23 protein-coding genes and 1 tRNA gene are annotated in these 23,609 nt (G+C 69.5%); 10 read left to right on the forward strand and 14 right to left on the reverse strand.

The features are described 5' to 3' along the window. Window positions 1–2 precede the first annotated feature (2 nt). Window positions 3–1,178 (forward strand): ABC transporter ATP-binding protein, encoded by a 1,176-nt coding sequence (locus tag J2744_RS07790; RefSeq protein WP_209546355.1) that lies wholly within the window; start codon window positions 3–5, stop codon window positions 1,176–1,178. Between the two features lie 19 nt (window positions 1,179–1,197). Here the strand turns inward: J2744_RS07790 and J2744_RS07795 are convergent, their stop codons facing one another. From J2744_RS07795 to J2744_RS07805, 3 genes are all read right to left on the reverse strand, one after another. Then, window positions 1,198–2,220, reverse strand: coding sequence for an NADP-dependent oxidoreductase (locus J2744_RS07795; RefSeq protein WP_209546358.1), 1,023 nt, complete (start codon window positions 2,218–2,220; stop codon window positions 1,198–1,200). A 125-nt stretch (window positions 2,221–2,345) separates the two neighbouring features. After that, window positions 2,346–3,512 carry a CapA family protein gene (locus tag J2744_RS07800; RefSeq protein WP_209546361.1) on the reverse strand — a complete coding sequence of 389 codons (1,167 nt, stop codon included), beginning with the start codon at window positions 3,510–3,512 and terminating at the stop codon, window positions 2,346–2,348. A 73-nt stretch (window positions 3,513–3,585) separates the two neighbouring features. Beyond that, window positions 3,586–3,786, reverse strand: coding sequence for a VNG_1110C family protein (locus J2744_RS07805; RefSeq protein ID WP_209546365.1), 201 nt, complete (start codon window positions 3,784–3,786; stop codon window positions 3,586–3,588). A 123-nt stretch (window positions 3,787–3,909) separates the two neighbouring features. Here J2744_RS07805 and J2744_RS07810 point away from each other — a divergent pair, with 123 nt between their 5' ends. The 5 genes from J2744_RS07810 (at window position 3,910) to J2744_RS07830 (ending at window position 8,492) form a co-directional block, all read left to right on the forward strand. Continuing rightward, window positions 3,910–5,019 carry an OBG GTPase family GTP-binding protein gene (locus tag J2744_RS07810; protein ID WP_209546368.1) on the forward strand — a complete coding sequence of 370 codons (1,110 nt, stop codon included), beginning with the start codon at window positions 3,910–3,912 and terminating at the stop codon, window positions 5,017–5,019. A 192-nt stretch (window positions 5,020–5,211) separates the two neighbouring features. Then, window positions 5,212–5,403, forward strand: coding sequence for a hypothetical protein (locus J2744_RS07815; protein ID WP_209546371.1), 192 nt, complete (start codon window positions 5,212–5,214; stop codon window positions 5,401–5,403). Between the two features lie 427 nt (window positions 5,404–5,830). After that, window positions 5,831–7,018, forward strand: coding sequence for a redox-regulated ATPase YchF (locus J2744_RS07820; protein ID WP_209546374.1), 1,188 nt, complete (start codon window positions 5,831–5,833; stop codon window positions 7,016–7,018). A gap of 107 nt (window positions 7,019–7,125) precedes the next feature. Then, on the forward strand, window positions 7,126–7,956 hold the full coding sequence (locus tag J2744_RS07825; protein ID WP_209546377.1) for an amidohydrolase family protein: 831 nt from the start codon (window positions 7,126–7,128) through the stop codon (window positions 7,954–7,956). Between the two features lie 74 nt (window positions 7,957–8,030). Next, the gene (locus J2744_RS07830) at window positions 8,031–8,492 is read left to right on the forward strand and encodes a DUF371 domain-containing protein (RefSeq protein WP_209546380.1); all 462 of its coding nucleotides are present in this window, start codon (window positions 8,031–8,033) and stop codon (window positions 8,490–8,492) included. 160 nt (window positions 8,493–8,652) lie between these two features. On the opposite strand, the gene J2744_RS07835 is transcribed toward J2744_RS07830, so the two are convergent. The 3 genes from J2744_RS07835 to J2744_RS07845 form a co-directional block, all read right to left on the reverse strand. Continuing rightward, window positions 8,653–8,943: a type II toxin-antitoxin system RelE family toxin gene (locus J2744_RS07835; RefSeq protein WP_209546383.1), complete on the reverse strand. Its 291-nt coding sequence runs from the start codon at window positions 8,941–8,943 to the stop codon at window positions 8,653–8,655. Beyond that, the gene (locus J2744_RS07840) at window positions 8,933–9,130 is read right to left on the reverse strand and encodes a hypothetical protein (RefSeq protein WP_209546386.1); all 198 of its coding nucleotides are present in this window, start codon (window positions 9,128–9,130) and stop codon (window positions 8,933–8,935) included. The genes J2744_RS07835 and J2744_RS07840 overlap by 11 nt, the downstream gene beginning before the upstream one ends. A 385-nt stretch (window positions 9,131–9,515) precedes the next feature. Next, on the reverse strand, window positions 9,516–10,115 hold the full coding sequence (locus J2744_RS07845; RefSeq protein WP_209546389.1) for an NUDIX hydrolase: 600 nt from the start codon (window positions 10,113–10,115) through the stop codon (window positions 9,516–9,518). A 158-nt stretch (window positions 10,116–10,273) separates the two neighbouring features. Between J2744_RS07845 and proS the strand changes: the two genes are divergently transcribed. The 3 genes from proS (at window position 10,274) to J2744_RS07860 (ending at window position 14,381) form a co-directional block, all read left to right on the forward strand. Further along, the gene (gene proS / locus J2744_RS07850) at window positions 10,274–11,749 is read left to right on the forward strand and encodes a proline--tRNA ligase (RefSeq protein ID WP_209546392.1); all 1,476 of its coding nucleotides are present in this window, start codon (window positions 10,274–10,276) and stop codon (window positions 11,747–11,749) included. Between the two features lie 154 nt (window positions 11,750–11,903). After that, window positions 11,904–13,019: a hypothetical protein gene (locus J2744_RS07855; protein WP_209546395.1), complete on the forward strand. Its 1,116-nt coding sequence runs from the start codon at window positions 11,904–11,906 to the stop codon at window positions 13,017–13,019. Window positions 13,020–13,127: 108 nt separating this feature from the next. Then, the gene (locus J2744_RS07860) at window positions 13,128–14,381 is read left to right on the forward strand and encodes a helix-turn-helix transcriptional regulator (RefSeq protein WP_209546398.1); all 1,254 of its coding nucleotides are present in this window, start codon (window positions 13,128–13,130) and stop codon (window positions 14,379–14,381) included. Window positions 14,382–14,423: 42 nt separating this feature from the next. Here J2744_RS07860 and J2744_RS07865 read toward each other — a convergent pair whose 3' ends face one another. The 5 genes from J2744_RS07865 to btuC form a co-directional block, all read right to left on the reverse strand. Then, a complete protein-coding gene (locus J2744_RS07865) occupies window positions 14,424–14,555 on the reverse strand; it encodes a rubrerythrin-like domain-containing protein (RefSeq protein WP_209546401.1) in 132 nt (43 codons plus the stop codon). Window positions 14,556–14,699: 144 nt separating this feature from the next. Beyond that, window positions 14,700–14,772 (reverse strand) — tRNA-Thr (locus J2744_RS07870). Window positions 14,773–15,324: 552 nt separating this feature from the next. Further along, window positions 15,325–16,320: a class I SAM-dependent methyltransferase gene (locus J2744_RS07875; RefSeq protein WP_209546404.1), complete on the reverse strand. Its 996-nt coding sequence runs from the start codon at window positions 16,318–16,320 to the stop codon at window positions 15,325–15,327. 67 nt (window positions 16,321–16,387) lie between these two features. Continuing rightward, window positions 16,388–17,668 (reverse strand): ATP-binding cassette domain-containing protein, encoded by a 1,281-nt coding sequence (locus J2744_RS07880; RefSeq protein WP_209546407.1) that lies wholly within the window; start codon window positions 17,666–17,668, stop codon window positions 16,388–16,390. Continuing rightward, a complete protein-coding gene (btuC, locus tag J2744_RS07885) occupies window positions 17,665–18,831 on the reverse strand; it encodes a vitamin B12 ABC transporter permease BtuC (RefSeq protein WP_209546410.1) in 1,167 nt (388 codons plus the stop codon). The genes J2744_RS07880 and btuC overlap by 4 nt, the downstream gene beginning before the upstream one ends. A gap of 62 nt (window positions 18,832–18,893) precedes the next feature. Between btuC and J2744_RS07890 the strand changes: the two genes are divergently transcribed. Next, window positions 18,894–20,126: a PGF-CTERM-anchored ABC transporter substrate-binding protein gene (locus J2744_RS07890; protein WP_209546413.1), complete on the forward strand. Its 1,233-nt coding sequence runs from the start codon at window positions 18,894–18,896 to the stop codon at window positions 20,124–20,126. A 30-nt stretch (window positions 20,127–20,156) separates the two neighbouring features. Here J2744_RS07890 and J2744_RS07895 read toward each other — a convergent pair whose 3' ends face one another. From J2744_RS07895 to J2744_RS07905, 3 genes are all read right to left on the reverse strand, one after another. Continuing rightward, window positions 20,157–21,404: a pyridoxal-phosphate dependent enzyme gene (locus tag J2744_RS07895; protein WP_209546415.1), complete on the reverse strand. Its 1,248-nt coding sequence runs from the start codon at window positions 21,402–21,404 to the stop codon at window positions 20,157–20,159. Window positions 21,405–21,452: 48 nt separating this feature from the next. Continuing rightward, on the reverse strand, window positions 21,453–21,905 hold the full coding sequence (locus J2744_RS07900) for a hypothetical protein (protein WP_209546416.1): 453 nt from the start codon (window positions 21,903–21,905) through the stop codon (window positions 21,453–21,455). 369 nt (window positions 21,906–22,274) lie between these two features. Next, on the reverse strand, window positions 22,275–23,498 hold the full coding sequence (locus tag J2744_RS07905) for an ABC transporter substrate-binding protein (protein ID WP_209546418.1): 1,224 nt from the start codon (window positions 23,496–23,498) through the stop codon (window positions 22,275–22,277). Window positions 23,499–23,609: the final 111 nt, after the last annotated feature.

The raw sequence follows: 23,609 nt of genomic DNA on the forward strand, positions 1-23,609 counted from the left end.
CAATGACGACAGTAACACTACGGAACCTGCGAAAGAAGTTCGACGATGTGGTCGCCGTCGACGGGATCGACCTCGACGTCGAGGACGGGGAGTTCCTCGTCATCGTCGGGCCGAGCGGCTGCGGCAAGAGCACGACGCTGCGCCTGCTCGCCGGTCTCGAATCGGCGACCGACGGCCGGATCGAGATGGACGGCCGGGACGTCACCGCCGTCGAGCCGAAGGACCGGAACGTCGCGATGGTGTTCCAGAACTACGCGCTGTACCCGCACATGACCGGGCGGCGCAACATCACATTCGGGATGAAGTCCAGCGGCGACTTCGGCGACGAGGAGATCGAGCGCCGCGTCGCGGAGGCGGCCGACACCCTCGACATCGCCGACCTCCTCGACCGCAAGCCCGAGGCGATGTCGGGCGGCGAGCGACAGCGCGTGGCGCTCGGCCGCGCCATCGTCCGCGACCCGGACGCCTTCCTGATGGACGAGCCGCTGAGCAACCTCGACGCGAAGCTCCGGATCGAGATGCGCGCGGAGCTGGCCCGCCTCCACTCGACGCTCGGAACGACGACCGTCTACGTCACCCACGACCAGACGGAAGCGATGACGCTCGGCGAGCGGGTCGTCGTCATGAACGACGGGGGGATCATGCAGGTCGACGAGCCGCAGCGGCTGTACGACTTCCCGGCGAACCGGTTCGTCGCGGAGTTCATCGGCGACCCCGCGATGAACATGATCCCCGTCGACGTCGAGGACGGCCGCGCCGTCCACGACGCGTTCGAGATCCCGCTCCCGCTCGCGGACGCGGGCGATCCGGTTGCGGCCGACCGAAACGGCGTCGGCGAGGAGTCGCTCGACGACGGTCGGCGCGCCGTCCTCGGCGTTCGCCCGGAGGACTTCCGCCTCCCGGACCCGCGGACGGACGACGGCCTGCCGCGGATCGACGCGACGGTGAACGTGCGGGAGCCGCTCGGAGACAGCCTGCTCTTACACTGCTCGATCGGGGACGCGTCGTGTAACGTTCAGGCGGCGCCGCGGACGGACGTCGGCGCCGGCGAGACGGTGTCGGTCACGTACGACCCCGCCCGGCTCCACCTGTTCGACGCCGAGACCGGAGAGGCCTTCTACCACTCCGAGGCGCACGTCTCGGAAGCGGAGCGGCCCGTGCCCGCCTCCGTCGAGTGACGGCGGCGACGGAGCTGTCTCACTCCCCGTCCGCGGCCGACACCCGCACTACCTGCTTGCCGATGTTGTCGCCGGAGAACAGCCCGAGGAAGGCGTCGGGAGCGTTCTCCAGTCCCTCCACGACCGTCTCGCGGTGTTCGAGGTCGCCGCTCGCGACCCAGCGGGCGAGCCGTTCGCTCGCCTCGCCGAACCGGGTCGCGAAGTCGCCGACGAGCAGTCCTTCGACCTTCGCTCGCACCGAGATCAGCCCCGGGAGCTTCCGCGGGCCGGTCGGGACGCCCTCGTCGTTGTAGTGGGCGATCTGGCCGCAGACCGCGACGCGCGCGTCGAGGTTGAGCTTCGTGAACACGGCGTCCGTGATCGGGCCGCCGACGTTGTCGAAGTACACGTCGACGCCGTCGGGCGCCGCCTCGTCGAGCGCGGCGCGGTAGTCGTCGGTCTCCTTGTAGTTGATCGCGGCGTCGAAGCCGAGGTCGTCGGTGAGCCAGTCGGTCTTCTCGTCGCTGCCGGCGAAGCCGACCACGCGGCAGCCGTTGCGCTTCGCGATCTGGCCGACGACCGAGCCGACCGCGCCCGCCGCGCCGGAGACGACGACCGTGTCGCCGGGCTTCGGCTCGCCGACTTCGAGGAGACCGAAGTAGGCAGTCCGGCCGGGCATCCCGAGGACGCCGAGGTACGCCTCGGGGTCTGCGACCGTCGGATCGACGGGCGCGACGTCGTCGGCGTCGACGGTCGCGTAGTCGGCCCAGCGCCCCTCGCCGGTCACGAGGTCGCCCGCGTCGTACGCGTCGCTCGCGCTCTCGACCACTTCGCCGACGACGCCGCCCTTGAGCGTATCGCCCACGTCCCACGGCTCGGCGTACGACTCGGCGTCGCGCATCCGGCCGCGCATGTACGGGTCGACCGAGAGGTACCGGATTCGAACGAGGAGTTCGCCGGGGTCGGGAGAGGGTACGTCGGTCTCGCGCAGTTCGAAGCTGTCCATGTCCGGTTCGCCTTCGGGTCGCTCGGCGAAGATCCACTCGCGGTTGGTGTTCGTCACGGGCACGCTTGGAGCATCGGACCAAATAGGGTTTGGACCCCAGCAGCCGCCGTGGGGATCCGGAAGCCCGAGCCGTCTGGGGATTGGGGGATCGGCGCCGCCGAGACGTCGGACGCCGCGTCGGGCTATTCCTCGCTCAGCGGGATCCGGAGTCGGCCGTCGTCGCGCTCGCCGTCGATCCTCTCGACCGGGGTGTCGTACGGCGCGGAGCGCTCGGCGACCGTCTCCCGCACCCACTCGGCGACTTCTCCGTCTGCGAGGGTCGCGGTCTCGTCGACGATCTCGGTCGGCGTGACCTCAAGGGCGGCGAGGTCGCCGTCGCGGACGACCAGCTCGAACAGCGCGCTCCGCTTGTTGCGGACGCCCTCGCGGTCGCGGTAGCTGACGTAGTCGTCGACGAAGTCGCCCGCGTCGTAGACGATCGGCCGCCCCTCGTACACCTCGACGCCCTGGAGGACGTGCGCGCTGTGGCCGTGGACCACGTCGACCCCCTGATCGACGAGCCACCGGCCGAACCGCTCGTGGACCCGGCGGGGTTCGGTCTCCCAGTTCGCTCCCCAGTGGAGCGAGGCGACCACCAGATCCGGGTCCGTCTCGGCGACGCGGTCGAGGGCCTCCCCGACGAGGTCGCGGGTCTCGCGCACGGCGGGGTCGAGCCGCGCGAACGCGGTCCCCGGGTCGGCGTCCGTCGCCGCGAACGCCGTCGACTGGTCCGTGAGACCGAAGGCGGCCACGGTGAGGTCGCCCGCCTCGAACGTCGCGGGGGCGAGCGCCTCGTCCGCGGTCGTGCCGGCGCCCGCGCGGGCGACACCGGCGTCGGCGAGGTGCGTCCGGGTGTCGCGGAGCGCCGGCTCGCGATAGTCAAGGACGTGGTTGTTGGCGAGCGAGACGAACGACGCCCCCGCCGCCTCAAGCGCGGGGGCCGCGAACGACGGCGGCGCTCGGAAGTAGTAGGTCTTGTCCGGCCAGCGCTCGCCGCGGTCGGAGACGCAGCACTCTAGATTCCCGACGAGCGCGTCGAGCTTTCGGAGCCGCGGGAGCGTCGTTCCCCAGACGCCCGCGGGGTCGTCGCTCTCGCCCCAGCGGTCGGCGACGCTGCGCCCGAGCATCATGTCGCCGACGAACCCGATCCGCGTGGGGTCGACGTCGGTGGCGGCGGCGTCCCCGTCGGCGGTGTCGGTATCGTCCGCACTGGCGTCGGCGGCGCCGAGGTCGGACGGAGCGGCGGCGCAGCCGGCGATACCGCCGAACCCGGCGACGCCCGAGGCGAGCAGCGCCCGACGGGAGAGCATCGTCACGTGGTCTCGACGAGCGACGACTTCAAGCCTCCGAACGGGGCGAAAGGAGTCCGTATCGGTGGTTCCGTTACGCGACGGCGACGCCGTTACGCGTGAGGTAGTCGCTCGCGGCTTTGATCTCGACCGGGCTACCGATGATCCGGTACCGCTCCGGCAGCTCGACGACGGTGACGGTGAACCGGTCTTCGAGACACTCCCGGTGCCCGTCGAGCGCGTGGCGCGGGAGGACGATCTGTGTGCTGTCTCGAAGGCTCGACGGATCTGGCATTCGACGTGTCCGAGAGTTACGCGTCGCCGATATAACCGTGTCGAAGTATCGGCGTGCCAACCACTCTCCCGGCGGCGATCCGAAGGAACACCTTTAACGAGCCGACCGGCCGAGAAACGGGTAATGGGACTGGAGGAGGAGATCGAAGACCTCCGCGAGGAGATCGCCGAGACGCCCTACAACAAGTCCACGGAGGCTCACATCGGGCGCCTAAAGGCGAAGCTCGCGGAGAAAAAGGAGAAGCTGGAGAACCAGTCCTCCGCCGGCGGCGGCCACGGCTACGCGGTCGAGAAGCACGGCGACGCCACGGTCGCCTTAGTCGGGTTCCCGAGCGTCGGCAAGTCCACCCTCATCAACGCGCTCACCAACGCCGACAGCGAGGTCGGCTCCTACGAGTTCACCACCCTCGACGTCAACCCGGGCATGCTACAGTACCGCGGCGCGAACATCCAGATCCTCGACGTTCCCGGGCTGATCGAGGGCGCCGCGGGCGGCCGCGGCGGCGGGAAGGAGGTCCTCTCGGTCGTCCGGACGGCGGATCTCGTCGTGTTCATGCTCTCCGTGTTCGAGATCGAGCAGTACGATCGCCTGCGCGAGGAGCTGTACGCGACCAACATCCGCCTCGACACCGAGCCGCCGAACATCAACATCCGGAAGACGCACAAGGACGGGCTGGGCGTGACGATGAGCGACGACGTGAGCCTCGACGAGGAGACGGTCAAGCAGGTCCTCCGCGAGTACGGCTACGTCAACGCGAAGGTGACGATTCCCCACGACCTCACTATCGACGAACTGGTCGACGCCGTGATGGACAACCGCGAGTACCTCCCCTCGATGGTCACCGTCAACAAGGCGGACCTCATCGACAAGAGCTACCTCCCGACCGTGAAGGAACAACTTCGCGAGCGCGACCTGGACCCCGACGACGTGCTCTTCATCTCCGCCGAGAAGGAGCTCGGTCTCGACGGACTCAAAGAGCGCCTCTGGGAGGAGCTGGGGGTTATTCGGATCTACATGGACAAGCCGGGCCGCGGCGTCGACTACGAGGAACCCCTAATCTTGTTCGAGGGCGACACCGTCGGCGACGCCTGTACGAAGATCGGAGGCGAGTTCGACGAGCGGTTCAAATTTGCGCGCGTTTCGGGGGAGAGCGCGAAACACGACGACCAGCAGGTCGGGAAGGGCCACGAGCTGGCCGACGAGGACGTGCTTCGGATCGTCGCTCGAAAATAGGTCTGTGAACTGATCGCAACGGTAGAGCGGTTGTTACTCCTCTAACACGTTCCTCGTTCTCAGATAACGAGGTGACAACGGACGGAGATCTGTTGAAATCCTCAGCAAGTGCTGTATTTTGACCCAGTCGCAGTCAGTACAGGCGATCATCTACCGTAGAATTCACGTGAAACAAGCGCTGCTCTCGGGTGAATGTCCGTCCAGAAAGCAGTCCTCATCGAGGTGTTTGCGTTACTCCTGACCGTACACCGCGGAGTTGCGATGCTTTCCCCTGATATGTATGCCTCGCCGGGTTCACTCCATTTCGGACTCCTCATCGGTTTTCTCGGGCTCATATACGGTCTCGCTGGAGAGACGATTAGGAATGCGTCCCAAGGCGAGTAATTCGCAGGCTTCAGCGACCAAGTGTTTCAGTCGAGGGTATGTCTAAAAATAGGATTTCAACAGGGCCCGGACGGAGACGAACACCCCAAAGCCCCAGACGTGAGGACTCGCGCGCCTTGTTGCGCGCCGCGCTCAGTCGCTCGCGTTGCTCGCTCCCTCGCTGCGGTGCTTACTACGGCGTGCTTCGTCCTCACGCCTGCCCCTTTGAGTCCCGCCCAGCACGGCACCGCAGCCTCGTTCCTCCCCAGCCTCGTCGATGGTCCTCCGCTTCGCTCCGGACCATCGACTCCCTCGCACGCGCTCCTCGCGGCCGTTTTAAACGGCCGCTCGGAGGCGCGCGCCACCGCACCGTCCTGCTCCAACTGTCTCTGGATACCTCCCCGCGCCCGACCGAAAGGCGCTTTTCGCGGGGCCGCGACCCTCGGGTATGCTCACGGTCGCGCTCGCGGGCAAGCCGAACGCCGGCAAGTCCACCTTCTACACCGCCGCCACGATGGCCGACGTCGACGTCGCGAACTACCCGTTCACGACCATCGACGCCAACCGCGGGGTGACCCACGTCCGGACGCGCTGCCCGTGTCTCGACCGCGAGGAGCGCTGCGGCAACGAGAACTGCCACGGGGGGAAGCGGTACGTCCCGGTCGAGTTGCTCGACGTGGCCGGGCTGGTGCCGGGCGCCCACGAGGGGAAGGGCCTCGGCAACCAGTTCCTCGACGAACTGACGAACGCGGACGTCGTGTTGAACGTCGTCGACGCCTCGGGCGCGACGAACGCCGAGGGCGACCCCGTCGAGGTCGGGAGCCACGACCCCCTCGACGACGTGGACTTCATCGAGGAGGAGATGGACCTGTGGCTCGCGGGCATCGTCGACGGCAACTGGGAAAGCGTCGAGCGCAAGTCGCGCGCGCCCGACTTCGACCTCGAAGCCGCGCTCTCGGAGCTGCTCACCGGGTTCGGCGCGACCGAGCGCGACGTGACCGCGGTCCTCCGCGACCTCTCGTACCCCGACGACCCGAAGGCGTGGGCGGACGACGACCGCGAGGCGCTCGCGCGGGCGGTCCGCCGCCGCACCAAGCCCATCGTCGTCGTCGCGAACAAGGTCGACGCGGCGCCCGAGGGCGCGGTCGACCGTATCCGAGAGGGGACCGACAAGCCCGTGGTCCCCGCGACCGCCGACGGCGAGCTCGCCCTCCGGCGGGCCGCGGAGGCGGGCGTCGTCGACTACGACCCGGGCGACGAGTCGTTCGAGGTCGTCGGCGACATCTCCGACGACCAGCGCGCCGGCCTCGACGCGCTCCGCGAGTCGATGGCGGACCACGACGGGACGGGGGTTCAGGCCGCGCTGAACGCGGCCGTCTACGACCTGCTCGACCGGATCACGGCCTACCCGGTCCAGGACGCCGGCAAGTGGACGGACGGCACGGGCAACGTCCTCCCGGACGCGTTCCTGCTGCCGTCGGGGGCGACCCCGCTCGACCTCGCCTACGCGGTCCACTCCGACATCGGCGAGGGGTACCTCCACGCCGTCGACGCGCGCGCCTCGCGCCGGATCGGCGAGGACCGCGAGCTGACCGAGGGGGACGTGATCAAGATCGTCTCGACCGCGGGCCCGTGACCGGGCACCGAGGCGGGGGAGGGGGTCGTCGCCGACGCCGCCGAGGACTCGCCGTGCGACCGACAGGCACATGCGGGTCGCCCGAGACGGGCCGGTAGAGAGCGGCCATGCTCGGGCTCGAACACGACTTCCGGATCGTCGACACCCGCGCGACCCTCGACCCCGACGAGTCGTCGGTCGCCACCCACGGGCGAGACATCTCCCCGGAGCGGCTGGAACGCGAGATGCTCCAGGCGGGGATCGTCCGCGCGGTCGCCAGTCCGGGGCAGCGCGCCGCCGGGCGGAGCTACCTCCGCGCGAACAACGCCGTCGCCCGGCTGTCGATCGACCGCCCGTTCGTCGCGTTCGCCCGCCTCAACGGTCCCCGCGACCCGGGGACCGGACCGGTGTCGGTCGTTCGGAACCTCCGCGCCGAGCGCGACGACCACCACACCCGGCCGGACGACGTCGAGCAGTACTCCTACGACGACCGCTTCCACGGGTTCACGCTGGCGCCCCACGTCGACGGGCTGCCGAACGAGGACGTGCTCCGCCGACTGGAGGACGCCGACCTCCCACTCTTCGTCCACGCGGGGCGGGAGTTCCCGCCCGAGGCGGTCGAGACGGAGCTGCTCGGCTACGACCTCCCGCTCGTCCTCGGGAGCTTCGGCGGGTACCCGCTCGACGCCGAACTGATGAACCGGACGCTGGACCTGCTCGACGACTACGACCGGGTGTACGTCGACACGAGCGCGGTGCGCTACCGCGAGGTGCTCGAACGCGGCGTGCTGGAACACCCCGATCGCGTCCTCTTCGGCTCCGGCGCGCCCGACGTCCACCCGAACGTCGGCGTGATGGAGGTGCTCACCCTCGACGTCTCCGAGGACCTGATGGCCCGCGTGCTGGCGAAGAACCCCGCCCGACTCGTCCCCGCGCTCGCCGAGGGCGCCGACGTCTGACCGACCCACTCCTCCGAGCCGATTCCCGCCCCCGAAGCGACGGCCACTTGTCGCGTCGCGGCCGACCGGCGACAATGAGCGACGACGCCGACGACCCCCACGTCGAGGTGGTCCGCGCGGTCGGCCACGAGAACGTCACCGCCGAGCACGCGAGCACCGTCGAACTCACGACCGACGACTGGCTCACCCCCGCCGGCGACTGTATCGTCGGAATCGAGGCGGACCGGACCCCCCGTGACTTCTCGGCCGAGTTCCGCGAGGCGTGCCGGGACGCGGACGCGACGATCGAGGCGACGTTCGTCGTCGACGCGGGCGACGACGAGTACCGAGAGACCATTACGGGCCGCGGCGACCCCGAACTCACCCTGCTCGACGACCGGTCGATGGTCGGGCGCACCAGCGACTACACCGACGACGAGCGCACGATCCTCGTCGACGGCGACGGGGCCGCGGCGGACCTCGACCGCGACCTCGTGGCCGCGCTGGCCGACGGGGCCGACCTCACGCTGCGGCTCGAAGTCGACCCGGCGGAGTGAGACGGGAAGGCCGGTCGTCGCGATGTTATCGATGGACGGAGACGCAGCTGTGCGTTAGAACGTGTCGCCCCTCAATAAACGGCTCCGTTGGAGTTCTCAAGCGAGGATACGTTCTCGCAGGCGTGCCGAATACAGGGCGCAGATGTTCTGCGAGTAGCGATCAGCTGTAGCGTTTGTGCGCTTCGTCGATGTCGACGATCTCCACTACCCGGACTTCTTCCTTCTCTTCCAGCACGTCGTAGAAGGCGGTGTGGGTACGGCCGATGTGGAGCCGGTAAATCTCTTCACCGTCGACCGTCAGCTTCTCACGGTCGCCAGAGCCGGCCCCGGGACGTGGATACGGCTCTTCGGCCAGCTTCCGGAGGTTCTCCTTGACGATCCGTGTGCTCTTCTCGTCAAGCGCGGAGACGTACTCGCGTGCGTCGTCTGCGAGCAGGACGTTATAGCTCATCAAGCGGCGTCAGTTCCTCCGTGTCGGCCTCGCGAACCTCGCGGACCTTGTCGGCAAGCTGACGCCGTCGGTGCTCTTGGATCAGTTCGTCCAGCAGATCGTCGTAGGTCTTCCCTGCGGACTTTAACTCGTTCAGTTCCTTCCATCGTTCTTCGGTTACTGGTATTCTTTTTGTTGCGTTCGTCATGGTCGAAGTCACCGGGCTATCCCACAGGGGTTCCCTAGGCCCCTTGCGCCGTGGCGTGCGCTAAATACGGTACACAACGAGGCTCAGTCCATCTACCCGCGCAACTGGATGTCGTCAGAGCCTCGTTGCAAATCCTTACAACCTTTACAATATAAAGGCAGCGCTGAGACGATGACACGGAGATGGCGATTTGATTTCTAACCGAGAAAGTTGGTCTACAGCTCGTTCTAACGGGTTCTATAATTTAAACAGAGAGCATAATACGGCACTTGTGCTGACTACATCGTCCGTATCCAGCAACCAGTCCCTAACAGCCGCTGAGAAGTTCACCGAGGCTACATAAATGAGTGAGCGATTGGGACCGAGGCGCTGAAAGCATCAACAGTCAGATCGGCAGTTCGGCGTCCGCGCCGACGACGCGGTCCGGCTCCGCGGGCGCGCGCCAGTCGGTCGTCCGCTCCAGTAGCTGGACGACCATCCGGCCCGTCACGCCCCAGACGGTGTAGCCGTCGACGTGGAAGTAGTGGACGCGGTGGTCGCCGTACTCCGGGTGGCCGACGCGGCGCTCCGACTCGTAGTTCGCGGGGTCGGTGAGCGCGTCGACCGAGAGGACCGCCACCTCCGCGACCTCCGACTCGTCGGGAATATACTCGCGGTCGGGCGCGACGCCGACGAACGGGCGGACCGCGTACTTGCTCGACGTGCGTGTGTCGTCGAGGCGGCCGACCACATCCACCTCGTTCGGCCGCATCCCGACCTCCTCGTCGGCCTCGCGCAGTGCGGTGTCCGTCAGCGTCCGGTCGATCGGCTCGCGGCCACCGCCGGGGAAGCTCATCTGCCCGGGGTGCTCGCCGAGGTGCGCTGCGCGCTTGGTGAACAGCAGGTGGGCGTCGCCGCCGCGCTCGACCACCGGCGCCAGCACCGCCGCCTCCCGCCGCCCGGCGAGCGACTGCGGCGCGTGTCGACGCAGCCCCGACAGGTCCATGGACGAGGTAGGCGACGCGAGGCGGTTAACGTTTCCCCGAATTCCGTCCGCGTGGGACGTGAGCGTCCGCCAGGGATTCGGGCTGAATCGACCCGGCGCCCGCGGCGCGGCGGTCGGGTTCGGACCTTTTAAGCCCGCGACACCCGCTTTCGAGAGTAATGAGCGACGACGACCAGGAGCTCGGGATCACCGAGTCCAAGACGCACAACACCGGCGAGTGGTACGCCGAGGTCGTACAGAAGGCCGGGCTGGCCGACTACGGGCCGGAGGGGATGAGCGGCTTCATCGTCACCCGCCCGCGGGCGTACGCGGTCTGGGAGCGGCTCCAGGGGTTCCTCGACGCGAAGTTCAAGGACACCGGCGTTCAGAACGCCTACTTCCCGCTGTTCATCCCCGAGTCGTATCTCGAACGGGAGAAGGACATCGTCGAGGGGTTCGACCCCGAGGTGGCGTGGGTCGAAGAGGCGGGCAACAAGGAGCTGGAGGAGCGGCTCGCGGTCCGGCCCACCTCCGAGTCGATCATCACGCCGTACATCTCGCAGTGGGTGCGGAGCCACCGCGACCTCCCGCTGCGCGTGAACCAGTGGTGTTCGGTCGTCCGGTGGGAGGCGACCGAGACGAAGCCCTTCTTCCGCACGAAGGAGTTCCTCTGGCAGGAGGGCCACACCGCGCACGCGACGAGCGAGGACGCGTGGGAGGAGACGATGACGCGGCTCGACCAGTACGAGTCCGTCTACGAGGACCTGCTGGCGCTGCCGGTCCTGAAGGGGCAAAAGCCCGACCACGACAAGTTCCCCGGCGCGGACACGACGACGACCGTCGAGGCGCTGATGCCCGACGGAAAGTCGGTCCAGGCCGGCACCTCCCACCACCTCGGGCAGTCGTTCGCGGAGGCGTTCGACATCACCTACTCCGACGAGGACGAGGAGGAGCGCGTCGCCCACACCACCTCGTGGGGGCTCTCGTGGCGCGCGCTGGGCGCGCTGATCATGACCCACTCCGACGAGCAGGGGCTGGTCTTGCCCCACACCGTCGCGCCCACGCAGGTCGTCGTCGTTCCCATCTGGCAAGAGGACACGAAAGACGACGTGCTGGAGTACGCCGAGAGCGTGGTCGACGACCTCGACGAGGCCGGCGTCCGCGTCGAGCTGGACGACCGCGACGAGCGCAATCCCGGGTTCAAGTTCAACGAACACGAGCTGAACGGCGTCCCGCTCCGGATCGAGATCGGCCCCCACGAGGTCGACGACGAGGAGCTGACGCTCGTCCACCGCCCCGACGGCGAGAGCGTCGAGGTCGACCGCGACGGCGTCGCGGAGACCGTCCGCGAGGAGTTCGACGAGATCTACGCCAAGCTGTACGCGACCGCCGAGGAGACCCTCGACGACGGCGTGCGCGAGGCCGACGACCGCGCCGACATCTTGGGGACCCTCGGACAGCACGGCGGCTACGTGAAGGCGCCGTGGTGCGGCGACGAGGCCTGCGAGGAGCCGATCAAGGAGCCGCTGGCCGCCGAGATCGTGATGGTCCCGTTCGAGGACGAGGACCCCCTCGCCGACGGCGACGCCGACGAGACGTGTGCGATGTGCGACGCCGACGCCGAGCGGACCGCCTACTTCGCGAAGACGTACTGAGTCGCGACGCCGGAGGACTCGAGCGGACGGCAGCTCCGCGACGACGGGGATTTTCGAGGCGTCGTCCGTCCCCGCCGCGTCCTGCGATTAATCCGCGTTGATCCGGCTTAACGGAGTTCCGGATATATAGGTGCGGAGCGCGTACGGTCCGGTAATGAACCGATGGATCGCGAGCCTCGTCGTCGCGGCCGTCGCTGGGGCGGTGATCGTCGGGACCGCCGCCGCCGCGCCGGCGGGAGTAGCGACCGCACAGACCGATCCGACGACGAACGGGAGCGGCGCGAACGCGACGCCCGACCTCAGTCCCGGAGAGCGCCTGTCCGGCGTCATCGGCGTTCAGGGCGCCGAGATCGAGGGCGAGGTGGAGTCGCGCGCCTTCGAGGTCGGACTCCGGGAGGCCGAGACCAACGAGAGCCGCGCCGACGTCGTCGCGGAGCGCCTGAACCGGACCGAAGAGCGGCTCGCGGAACTGGAACAGCAACAGCGGGAGCTCCGCGAGCGACGCGCGGCCGGCGAGTTGAGTCAGGGCGCGTACGCCGCGCGGATGGCGACGACGACCGCGCGGATTGAGACGCTCTCCCGGGGGCTGAACCGGAGCGCGAGCGCGGCCGCCGAACTCCCGGCCGTCGTCCGCAACGAGACGGGCGTCGACGACGAGCGGCTGTCGACCCTTCGAGAGCGCGCGAACGAGCTTAGCGGGCCCGAGGTCGCCGCCATCGCCCGCGGCGTGGCCGGCGAGGGCGTCGGCGGGCCGGTCGGAGCGAACCGACGCGGTCCGCCGGGCAACGCGACCGACCGCGGCCCGCCGGGCGACGCCGGTCCGCCCGGGAACGGCCCGGGCGTCGGCGGTCCCGGAAACGGATCTGCGGGAGCGCCGGGAGCGGGAGCGGGACCGGGAAACGGATCTGCGGGAGCGCCGGGAGCGGGAGCGGGACCGGGAAACGGATCTGCGGGAGCGCCGGGAGCGGGACCGGGAAACGGAGCGGGTGGACCGCCTGAGGCGGGACCGGGGAACGGCTCTGGCGGACCGCCTGAGGCGGGACCGGGGAACGGCTCTGGCGGACCGCCGGGAGCGGGTAACGCGACCGACGACGGAAACGGAGACGCGTCGAACGGCCCGCCCACCGGCTCCGGACGCGGGTCCGGAGAAGGCGGTTCGAGCGGTGACGGCTCCGACGGAGCGGGTGGCGGCAGCGGCCCTCCCTCGCTCGAACGGACGGCGGGCGTCTTGGCTTCGATAGTCGACGACCCGTGGGTCCGCTCCGCGTGAGCGGCGTCGAACGGTGAACGCGGGTTCCTGCGGAAACCGATTCCCGGCGGGCGGTCGAGGCCGCCGCGGATGGGAAGGAATTTTACGGCACCTCTTGTGAATTTGTCCGTGCAGCGAGCGTCGGTCCTCCTCGTGGTCGTCGCCCTGCTCGGAGCCGCCGGTCTCGCGCTCGGCGCCGGCGGCGCGGGCGCCGTCCCGTTCGAGGGCGGGTTCGCGCAGATGGACGTCGAACCGGACGACGTCTCGATGGAGGTCGCCGTCCAGCCGGACGGCGACGCGCGGTGGACCGTCGAGTACCGGATCCGGCTCGGCACCGACGAGGAGGAGCGGGCGTTCGAACAGCTCCGCGCGGACGTCGAGAACGACACCGAGGCGTACACGAGCCGCTTTCGCGAGCGGATGGTCTCGACCGCGAGGACCGCCGAGGAGGCGACCGGCCGCAACATGACCGTGTCGAACGCGACCGTGACCGCCGAGCGCCGCGAGCTTCCCCAGTCGTACGGCGTGTTGACCTACCGGTTCGAGTGGACGAACTTCGCCGCCGTCGACGGGGACCGACTGCGCGTCGGCGACGCGGTCGACGGCCTGTTCCTCGACGACTCCTCGTCGCTCATCGTCTCGTGGCCGGAGGGGTACCGCCTCGCGGAGACGACGCCGGGCCCGAGCGAGGTGCGCGAGCGGTCCGTCGTCTGGAACGGTCCCGTCGACTTCTCGGCCGGCCAGCCGCGGATCGCAGTCGCCCCCGCGGGAGCACTCTCGGGGATACCGACCGCCGGTCTCGTCGCGCTTCTCGGTCTCCTCGTCGTCGCCGGCGGAGCCGTCGCCTATCGTCGGCGAGGGGGAGCCGACGGCGAGGGGGCGGGAGTCGTCGCGACCGGAGGTGCCAGCGCCCCGGCGGAGAGCGATACGCCGGGGGACGACGCGGACGCGGGCGCGGTCGGCGCGAGTGCGGGCGGCGCGGCGTCGACCCCCGACGCGAGCGACGAGCCGGACTCCGGGGACGAAGGCGACGCGGACTCCGCGACCGGATCGGAGGGGCCGCCCCCCGTCGACAGCGACCTGCTGAGCAACGAAGAGCAGGTGCTTCGGCTGATCGAGTCGGAGGGCGGGCGGATGAAACAGAAGCGGGTGGCCGAGGAGCTGGACTGGACCGCCGCGAAGACGAGCCAGGTGGTGACGGGGCTGCGCGACGAGGGCGACCTCGACGGCTTCCGGCTGGGCCGCGAGAACGTCCTCTCGCTGCCCGACTACGATCCAGAAAGCGATTCGAGTGGGGACGGCAAGGACGGGAAGGCCGAGACGGCCGAGGAGAGCGACGACGCCGACGGGAGTGACGACGCCGACGCTACCGGGAGCGACTGATCGGACCGACGACGAACCGAGAACGGTCGGGTACGACGCCGGTCACAGGTCCCGCGAGCGTCCGATGTGACGCAGTTCGCCGCCGCACTCGCACTGGCCGGGCGATTCCGTTCGCCGACCGCATTTGAAACACTCGTACACTTCCTCGCTGTCGCAGTCGTATTCTGGTCGCATATCACGGTGTACGTCCCCTTGTTAGATAATCACACACCTAATATTGTTTCGAGAATATAAATCAAACAGCGAGTGGCGGTGACCGAACGATCGGAACTCCGTAGAGGGTCGAGACTCTCCGAGTCGGCGTCGATTCGGCAGAAAAGCCGGAGGAGGGATTTGAACCCTCGACCTATTCCTTACGAAGGAATCGCTCTGCCAGCTGAGCTACCCCGGCGCACTCAATAATTCCCGGAGGGAAAAATAAGGGTTCCGAAACGGGGACGGAGCGGCGATCCGCCCTGTCGCTTCCGGAGCGAGGAATCGGCGAGTTCCACCGGTAGTAAGCACACGTTCGTCACGGTAGTCGAGATATTCTACACCAACACGCAAGAGAACTGCGAATACAATAGAGGAATATAAGGAAAAAGACTAAATACGTGTTCGGACCTCCATCTAATCGTGATGACACCGCCCGCGTGCCGAGACGGCGGGGATCGACTCCCCCGGCGGTGCGTGCCCGGTCGAAGCCCGTACCGGGCGGCGAGGGTTCCGTCGGTCGTCACCCCCACGGCGACTCGACGCGGCCGTCATCCCCAGCAGCGTTCCGTCGCGGCGACCGTGTGAAACGCGTCTCCGACGCGCCAAGCGCAAAATCGCCTCTGGTCCGACGACTCGTGCCGCGACAGCTTGTCATGTGACGGGCCCCCAGCCGCTCCGCCCCGACCCCCCTCGGGACGGCGCGGCGTTTTCGCTGTCTCGACCTCGACTCGCGAGCGACGCGAGCGGATTACCCGTCAAGTCGCGTCAGCCGGACGTCGAGACAGACGTTGTACTCGTGGGGGGCGTACGACCGGACGACGCGCTCGGTCTCGACCTCGACCGCGTAGGCGTCGCCCGCGGCGGTCTCGATCGCGCGGCGACCCGGCCCGAACGGGTCGTCCTCGTGTTGGATGTCGTAGTAGTGGACCACGCAGTCGTCGCCGGCGAGCGCGACCGCGGTCTCTACGAACTCGTCGGCGGAGTGCGGGAGGTTCATCACGAGACGGTCGGCGGTCCCGGCGTGCGAGTCCGCGAGGCCGCGCACGTCGCCAGCGATCGCCGTCACGCGGTCCGCGACGCCGTTTCGCGCGGCGTTCTCGCGGAGGTACTCCACGGCGCGCTCGTTGAGGTCGCAGGCGACCACGTCGGCGCCGCGGGCCGCCATCGGCACCGCGTACGGGCCCACGCCGGCGAACATGTCGATGGCCGACTCCCCGGATTCGACCTGCTCGACCACGCGGTGGCGCTCGGTCGCGAGCCGCGGCGAGAAGTACACCTCGGCGACGTCCAACAGGAACTCGTGGCCGTACTCGCGGTGGACCGTCTCGGTGCCGTTCCCGGCCAACACGTCCCACTGACGGACCCGAAGCTCCCCCTCGATCGGCGACGCGCGGTTGAGGACGGTCTCGCAGGGGAGGTCGGAGGCCAGTACGGCGTCGGCTATCTCGCGGGCGCGCTCGTCGTCGTCCTCGTCGACGATGACGATGTCGCCCAGCCGCTCCAAGGAAGGCTCGTAGCCGAGGATCTCGGCGGGCGTCGTGGGGCGCTCTCGCGCCGCCGCGTCGCGCTCGACGATCCGGTCCGCGAGGTCGGCCGGGACTCGGCCGCGGCCCGCGACGGGGATGTAGATGGTGTCGCCGTCGACGGCGATCTGGTGGTCGCCGTCGAGTGCGTCCGCGTCGGCGAGCCGGCTCCGAACGGTCTCGCCGTCCTCGCGGGCGACGGCGACGCAGGGAACGCTCATCGTCGGGGGAAAGCGGGCGAGCGAATAAACGGTGACGCTTCGCGGGTGGCGGGCAGCGGCAGACCCGTCACTCCTCGGCGGTCGCGGTCGCGACCGCGTCGAGCAGTTCCGCGTCGCCGACGCCGGCGGAAACGGTGACGAGGCGGTCCGCGGCCGCGGCCACCTCGCCGTTCGGGCCGACCGCGTCGCCGGAGCCCTCGAAGCCGACCGCGAGCGTCGCGTCCGCGGCGGCGGCGAGGTCGCACGCAGCCCCGACCGTCTCCGCGGACGGTCCCTCGAAGGCCGGCGCCGTCACCGCGGTCGCGCCAGCGTCCGCGGCGGCGCCGGCGGCCGCGTCGCCGGCCGGGACCACGCCGACCGACGGCTCGTGACCCGCGGCGGCCAGCCGGGCGACGACGCGCGCGGCCGGACGACCCGTGCCGATCACGTGAACGCGCCGCCCCTCGACGTCGCTGTGCGGGAACGCCGTGACCGCGGGCGTCCCGGTCGCCGGGTTGCGGCCGACGAACGCCTCCGCGTCGAAGGCGGCGCCGACGGCGTCGGCGGAGAGCACCGACTCCGGCGGACCGGCGGCCCGGACGCCGCCGTTCGCGAGGACGACGACCTCGTCGCAGTACCGGGCGGCCGCGTCCAGGTCGTGGATGGCGGCGATCGCCCCCCGGTCGCCGTCGTCGACGAACTCGCGGACCAGTTCGAGCGTCTCGACCGCGTGGTTCACGTCGAGGCTGGCGGTCGGCTCGTCCAACAGGAGGAGAGGGGCCGCCTGCGCCAGCGCTCGCGCGAGCAGCACGCGCTGGCGCTCCCCGCCGGAGACCTCGGTGATCGACCGGTCGGCGAAGCGGTCGACGTCCGCGGCAGCCATCGCGGCGTCGACCGCGGCGTCGTCCTCGACGCCGTGACCGTCGAACCTGCCGAGGTGCGGCGTCCGTCCCATCTCGACGACGTGGCGCACGCGGAAGTCGAACGCGAGGTTCGTCGCCTGCGGGACGCTCGCGACGCGGCGCCCGACCTCCTTGGCCGACAGCGACGCGGCAGGGTCGCCGCCGATTTCGACGGTCCCCGCGTCCGGCTCGACCGCGCCGGTCACCGCGCGCAACACCGTGGTCTTGCCGGCGCCGTTCGGCCCGACGAGACCGACGAGCGACCCCGGCTCGACCCGGAGGTCGACGCCGGAGACGACGTCGAGGTCGCCGAACGAGACGGCCACGTCCGAGGCCGACAGGAGCGGCGTGTCGCCGAACGACCGCGCCGTGTCTGGGAGCGAGGCCGGGTCGTCGCGCGCGGCCGCCGACTCCGCCGCGTCAGCCGCGTCCGACGCCGCGGCGTCCGCGGGGCGGTCCGCGCTCACAGCTCCGACACCTCCCGGGTCACGAGCAGGTAGACGAAGAACGGCGCGCCGACCGCGGCGGTGATGATACCGACCGGGTACTCCGCGGCCGCCGAGCGCGCGAGCGTGTCGGCCGCGACGAGGAACGTGCCGCCCGCGAGCGCCGCGGTCGGGAGCAGCACACGGTGGTCGGGACCGACGACGAGCCGGAGCATGTGCGGGACGATGAGACCCACGAACCCGATCACGCCGGCGAACGCGACGCCGGCGGCCGTGATAAGCGCCGAGGCCGCGAGCAGCACGCGCTTCGTGCGCTCCACCGCGATGCCCAGCCCGCGGGCCTCCTCCTCGCCGAGCAGGAGGACGTTGAGGTCGCGGGCGTACGCGAGCAACACGACGAAAAGCGGCGGCACGACGAGCGCGGTGACGGCGACCTCGCTCCACGCGGCGCCCGACAGGTGACCCATCAGCCACGCGACGATCTGGCGGAGCGACTCGCCGGCCTGTAGCTGGAGGTACGAGACGACCGCGCCGAGGAACGTCTGGACCGCGACGCCCGCCAGGAGGAGGGTGGCGACGGGCGTCCGACCGCCCCGGGTCGCGATGGCGTACACGCCGAAAGCGGCGACGAGCGCCCCGACGAACGCGAAGAGGCTGGTCCCCGCGCCGCGCGAGAGCGCGAGGTCGACGGACCCGACGAGCGGGAGCGCGACCGTCGCCGAGAGCGCGGCGGGGAAGACGATGAACGCGACCGCGCCGACCGCCGCCCCGGAGGAGACGCCGATGATCGAGGGGTCGGCCATCGGGTTGCGGAAGAACCCCTGCATCACCGTTCCTGCGGCCGCGAGCGCGAAGCCGACGAGCGCGGCCAACAGGATCCGCGGGAGCCGCACGCCCACGACGATCTGCTGGTGAACGGAGTCGACGGGGAACGCGAACGGCGACGCGAACGCGAGGTCGATCCCCGGGAGCGTGAGCGGCCCGACGCCGGGCACCGGAAGCGGGCCGACGCCGCTCGCGCTCGTCTCGATCCCCGCCGGCACCGAGAGCGCGTTCAGCACCGATTTGACGACGGTATCCGGCGGTATTCTGACGGGACCGATCGCCGCGCTAACGACGACGACGGCGGCCAGCAGCGCGGCTATCGCCCCCGACCAGAGCGACGATCGGACCCAGGGTCGCATACGTTCTCCAACACAACTTGTAGTAGGTAAATACTTATTGGACGAGGCCGGTCGTCGATGCGATGCGAAACAGCTTCGCGATCGCGATGGCCGTGCTGGTGACGACCGCCCTGCTGGGCGGCGTGGCCGGGACCGCCGCGGGCGCACAGCCGACGATGTCGACCGACGGACCGACCGCGGGCGCGGGGCCGGCGGTCGGTGCCGCGGGCGCGACGGGGACCGGGCCGGCGCAGACCGACGACGCCTGCGGGTTCCCGGTCGAGCTGACCGACGCGACCGGGGAGACGGTGACGCTGGAGGAGCGTCCCGACCGGATCACGACGCTCAACCCCTCGGCCGCGCAGACGCTGTGGGAGCTGGGCGAGCGGGACCGGGTCGTCGGCGTGAGCCAGTTCGCGTTCTACCTCGACGGCGCCGAGGAGCGCGCCAACGTCTCCGCCGAGTTCGGCGCGAGCGTCGAGCGCGTCGTCGACACCGACCCCGACCTGGTGTTGGCGCCGAACTCCTCGGCGGCCGACGTCGGGCCGCTCCGCGAGCAGGGGCTGACCGTCTACCACTTCCCGGCGGCGACGTCCGTCGACGACATCGCCGAGAAGACGGAGACGATCGGCCGGCTCGTCGGCGCGTGCGACGCCGCCAACGAGACCAACGCGGAGATGTACGACGCGGTCGACGCCGCCGAGGAGCGGACGGCCGACGTCGACCGCCCCGCCGCGCTCTACCCGCTCGGCGGCGGCTACGTCGCCGCGAACAACACGTTCATCGACGCGATCATGAACGCGGGCGGGACGGACAACGCCGCCGCCGAGTACGAGGCGTACCCGCAGCTCTCCGACGAGGTCATCCTCGAAACGAATCCCGAGGTGATCCTCGTCACCGACTCCGAGGCCGCCATCCTCGACTCGGAACCGTACGCCAGCACGACCGCGGGGACCGAGGGCAACTACATCGTGATGAACGAGAACTACCTCAACCAGCCGGCGCCGCGCAGCGTGATCGAGTCGACGGCGACGCTCTCGAACGCGGTGGTAGCGCTTCAAGACGATGGCGCTGAGTCGACCGACGGGGCCGACGACGGGTCGGCCGACGACAGTTCGTCAGACGGCGACTCCTCGGGCGACGACAGCGGGACCGACGGCGAAGACGGCAACTCGACGGATCTCACGTCCGCGGACGGGAACGAAAGCGACGAGAACGAAAGCGCCGGCGACACGGGCGCTGAATCGCCCGGATTCGGCGTCGTCGCTGCCGCCCTCGCACTGTTCGCGACCGGCCTGCTCGCGCGGCGCGACTGACTTGAACCGGTTTCCGACCGACGCTTCCTTTTAAATTCCCTGGCCCATCAGGTGGCTGCGGAGGATGTCCGGCGTCTTCAGCCCGGCGTCGCCGTTGAGCAGCACGACGGTCTCGTCGCCGTCGAAGAAGCCCGCCTCGGCGAGCGCCCACGCCCCGGCGGGAGCCGCCCCGCCCGCCGCGCCCATCTCGACGACCTCGTTCTGCGCCACGGCGACCGCGCTCGCGAGGACCTCGTCGTCGTCGACGCCGACCGCGGTCCCGCCGCTCTCCGTGACCGCCTCGACGGCCGCGGCGCCGCCCGCGGGGTTCGGGATCTCCAGTTCGCCGCAGATGGTGTCCGGCGTCGACCACGGCTCCGGCTCGTCGAGGCCACGCTCGACGGCGGCCGCGATCGGGGCGCAGCCCGAGGCCTGGGCGGCGACGACCTTCGGGACCCCGTCGATCGCGCCGATCCGGTCGAGCTCGTCGAACCCCTTGTGGACGCCCGCGACGACCTCGCCGGAGCCGGTCGGGACGACGACGACGTCCGGGGCGTCGCCGAGGTCGGCGACGAGTTCGAACGCAATGGTCTTCGCTCCCTCGTGGCGGTACGGCGTGACGAACTCGCCGAGGTCGGTGTAGTCGGTCTCCAGCTGCTCGTCGACCGCGGCGGCGGCGTCCGGGAAGCGCCCGCCGACCACGCGCATCTCGCCGCCGTGGACGTTCGTCATCGACTTGTTCGAGAACGCACAGCGGGAGGGGACGAACGCGTACGAGCGCAGGTCAGCCCGGCCCGCGTACGCCGCCATCGACTGGCCGGCGTTACCGGGGCTCGCGCAGACGAGCGGCTCCACGTCGGCCCCCTCCGCCGCCCGGTCCGCCACCGCGGTCACGGCGAGCGAGAGGCCGCGGTCGAGGACGGTGCCGGTCGGGTTCCGCCCCTCGTCTTTGACGTACACGGCGTCGACGTCGAGCTCGTCGGCGAGCCGCTCGGTGGCGACGAGCGGCGTGGCGCCCTCGCCCGCGGTGAGCGCGTCCTCCGCCGGGAAGGGGAGGAGCGCGTCGAAGCGCCAGTGGCCGCGGGCGGTGGCGGGCGCGGTCCGGGCGTCGCCGCTCGCGCCGCGGGCCGCGGGGTCGAACAGGTCGTCCGGGTCGACCGCGTCGTAGTCGTAGACGGGGTCGAGGCCGCGCGCCCGCTCGTCGTCGTCGATCTCCGCCGCGTCGGCGGTCTCGTGAACGCGTCCCGACGCCCGACTCTTCAGCCCGCGAAACGCCGGCGTGGTCTCGGTCGTCTCCATACCGACCCGTGCGGCGGCGGCGACTAATCGCTTCTCACTCCGGCCCGCCTACTCGGGGGTGAACCGGACCGCCGCCGTCCGGTCCGCCCGCTCGCGGCGGTCGCGGACCTCCTCGACCAGCGCCGCCACGCGCTCCGGCTCCGTTTCGAGCGCCTCGGCGGTCGTCTCCCGGTCCATGTCGAACCAGCCGAACAGCACGACGATCCGCGCCTCTCGCGGGGGGAACAGCGACTCGGCGACGAGGTCGGCCGCGAGCGCGCCCACGTCCACCTGCTCGAAGCCGTTTCCGAACCGCCGGTAGAGGTCGCGGTCGAGCTCGCCGAGCGGCATCCGGCCGCGGTCCTCGTCGGCGGGGACGTCGACCCGATCCAGGAAGCCGGAGGGAAACGTTCCGAACTTCGGATTCTCAGCGTCGTCGACGTAGCCGAAGGTCCGCTCCGGACGGTCGATCGGCGTCGCGACCGCGCCGTAGTGAAGCCAGCGGTCGTCGGACCGGGTCATGGACCCCTCCCGGCCGACGCGGTCGTCTGTCGTACTGCGATTCTTCTTCCGCGAGACTCTCGGTCCGCCGCCGAGCGCGTCACGGAGACGGAGCGTTTCCTCCGGAACGCCGACTCGGGGCACATACCCTCCGATTCCTGTGGGGGAATTTCAAACCGATCCCCCCGGTTATCGCGCGTGATTCCGCCGTCGGGAGATCGATGCTAAATAACCATCAGTAGTTGGACATATTCTTTTCAACCATCGCGTAGGTCCTCGGCCGGTGATTCGCCGCGCGGTAAACGGTCAGATCGAGGGCACAGCTTCGGAGACTTGATCGGTGCCGCCACGTCGGGACGCCCGTCGTGATCGTGTCGTCCTCGCTCGTAGTTAGAAGTCCCCGTTGATGATATCCGCCACCCGCTGGCGGTCGAAGAGCCGTTCGCTCTCGGGAATTTCGGGGTACGGTCCGTCGGTGTAGGGTGGCCACTCGCCGAAGACGTCGGGGTACAACTGCTTGGCGGCCATCTCTGTCTGGAAGAGGTTCATTATCGGTCCCTGATAGCGCCCGCCTTGGGTGTAAATGCGCTCGTTTTGAACGGCCGACAGCGATTGAGTCGCCTGATTGCTCGCGAGGCGCTCTCTGGTTCGTTCGACGTGTCTGGACTCGGACATCCCCGCCAGACAGAGGATCACGTCCGGATCGGCCTCAATGAGCGCTTCGAAATCGACGGTCGACTCCGTCGGGATGTCGGCAAACACGTCTTCCGCCCCGAGCGGTCGAGTATGAGCCGTCAGGAAGCCGGGACCGTTCAACGCGTAGACGTACAGACTGTCCTTCCCGCCGATGAGAATAACCATCGCTACCGTCGGTCGCTCGTCCTCGGGCGGGAGGTTCGTCTCGATGGTGGAGAGCATCTCGGTGTGGACCTCGGCGAGCGCCTCGTAGCGGTCCTCGGCCTGGAACACCGCCGCGACGTTCTCGAATATCTCCCAGAGGGTGTAGTACTCGTAGTCCGCGGCCCACTCACTGGCCGGTTCTTTGTTGGCGTTGCTGAGCGTGTTACCGAACCACGGGGAGACGTTCTCGGCGACCTCCTCGATGTCGTCGCGCGTCCAGTTCTGCATGTTCGTCATGTAGGCCGGATCGGCGAGGTGGAGGTCGCTGTCCAGTTCGTAGAGTCGCTCCTTGCCCGGGTTCCACGTTCCCGGGAGGTCGGCCCAGTCGACCGAAACGCCGGGAATCCGTTCGAGAAACTTGTTCCATATCGTGTCGTTGTATCCCTTGTTGTACATCATCGAGGCGACTGCCTCCCCGTGACCGGCCGCGGTCACCATGTCGGCGTGGTGTGGAAGCACCGTGAAGACGGTCTCAGGCGGCTGCTCGAAGCTGACCTCTCCCACGGGTGCCATCGACACCGTGTAGCTGTCCTCTTCCGGCACGGGCGTCTCCGATCCGGTCGACTCGTTGCCTGCGCTCGCGTCGGTCGGTGACGAGCCGGGATCGGACTGCCCGGTACACCCGGCGAACAGTCCGCCACCGATGGCTGCTCCGCCGTACTTCACGTAGTCACGTCGGGTCGGTGCTTCGCGGTCGCTCTGATCGTCTGCCATACGATTTAGGCTGCCCTAAATATACAAAACAGTTCCGGGTTTTAGGCCAGCCAAAACATCTGGAAGTTGCTCGTCCTCCGGGACCGCGGGAAGCGTCATCTGTGAGTTCCG

The sequence above is a fragment of the Halorubrum trapanicum genome, assembly GCF_017873555.1.
Lineage (GTDB): Archaea > Halobacteriota > Halobacteria > Halobacteriales > Haloferacaceae > Halorubrum > Halorubrum trapanicum.

What these genes read in the sequence shown, in the direction of transcription:
- J2744_RS07865 (WP_209546401.1), bottom strand. Translation starts at nt 14,555, where the DNA reads ATGCGACCAGAATACGACTGCGACAGCGAGGAAGTGTACGAGTGTTTC.
- J2744_RS07840 (WP_209546386.1), bottom strand. Translation starts at nt 9,130, where the DNA reads ATGACGAACGCAACAAAAAGAATACCAGTAACCGAAGAACGATGGAAG.
- J2744_RS07830 (WP_209546380.1), top strand. Translation starts at nt 8,031, where the DNA reads ATGAGCGACGACGCCGACGACCCCCACGTCGAGGTGGTCCGCGCGGTC.
- J2744_RS07875 (WP_209546404.1), bottom strand. Translation starts at nt 16,320, where the DNA reads ATGAGCGTTCCCTGCGTCGCCGTCGCCCGCGAGGACGGCGAGACCGTT.
- proS (WP_209546392.1), top strand. Translation starts at nt 10,274, where the DNA reads ATGAGCGACGACGACCAGGAGCTCGGGATCACCGAGTCCAAGACGCAC.
- J2744_RS07825 (WP_209546377.1), top strand. Translation starts at nt 7,126, where the DNA reads ATGCTCGGGCTCGAACACGACTTCCGGATCGTCGACACCCGCGCGACC.
- J2744_RS07890 (WP_209546413.1), top strand. Translation starts at nt 18,894, where the DNA reads ATGCGAAACAGCTTCGCGATCGCGATGGCCGTGCTGGTGACGACCGCC.
- J2744_RS07895 (WP_209546415.1), bottom strand. Translation starts at nt 21,404, where the DNA reads ATGGAGACGACCGAGACCACGCCGGCGTTTCGCGGGCTGAAGAGTCGG.
- J2744_RS07900 (WP_209546416.1), bottom strand. Translation starts at nt 21,905, where the DNA reads ATGACCCGGTCCGACGACCGCTGGCTTCACTACGGCGCGGTCGCGACG.
- J2744_RS07810 (WP_209546368.1), top strand. Translation starts at nt 3,910, where the DNA reads ATGGGACTGGAGGAGGAGATCGAAGACCTCCGCGAGGAGATCGCCGAG.
- J2744_RS07845 (WP_209546389.1), bottom strand. Translation starts at nt 10,115, where the DNA reads ATGGACCTGTCGGGGCTGCGTCGACACGCGCCGCAGTCGCTCGCCGGG.
- J2744_RS07855 (WP_209546395.1), top strand. Translation starts at nt 11,904, where the DNA reads ATGAACCGATGGATCGCGAGCCTCGTCGTCGCGGCCGTCGCTGGGGCG.
- J2744_RS07790 (WP_209546355.1), top strand. Translation starts at nt 3, where the DNA reads ATGACGACAGTAACACTACGGAACCTGCGAAAGAAGTTCGACGATGTG.
- J2744_RS07835 (WP_209546383.1), bottom strand. Translation starts at nt 8,943, where the DNA reads ATGAGCTATAACGTCCTGCTCGCAGACGACGCACGCGAGTACGTCTCC.
- J2744_RS07820 (WP_209546374.1), top strand. Translation starts at nt 5,831, where the DNA reads ATGCTCACGGTCGCGCTCGCGGGCAAGCCGAACGCCGGCAAGTCCACC.
- J2744_RS07815 (WP_209546371.1), top strand. Translation starts at nt 5,212, where the DNA reads ATGTCCGTCCAGAAAGCAGTCCTCATCGAGGTGTTTGCGTTACTCCTG.
- J2744_RS07805 (WP_209546365.1), bottom strand. Translation starts at nt 3,786, where the DNA reads ATGCCAGATCCGTCGAGCCTTCGAGACAGCACACAGATCGTCCTCCCG.
- J2744_RS07905 (WP_209546418.1), bottom strand. Translation starts at nt 23,498, where the DNA reads ATGGCAGACGATCAGAGCGACCGCGAAGCACCGACCCGACGTGACTAC.
- btuC (WP_209546410.1), bottom strand. Translation starts at nt 18,831, where the DNA reads ATGCGACCCTGGGTCCGATCGTCGCTCTGGTCGGGGGCGATAGCCGCG.
- J2744_RS07800 (WP_209546361.1), bottom strand. Translation starts at nt 3,512, where the DNA reads ATGCTCTCCCGTCGGGCGCTGCTCGCCTCGGGCGTCGCCGGGTTCGGC.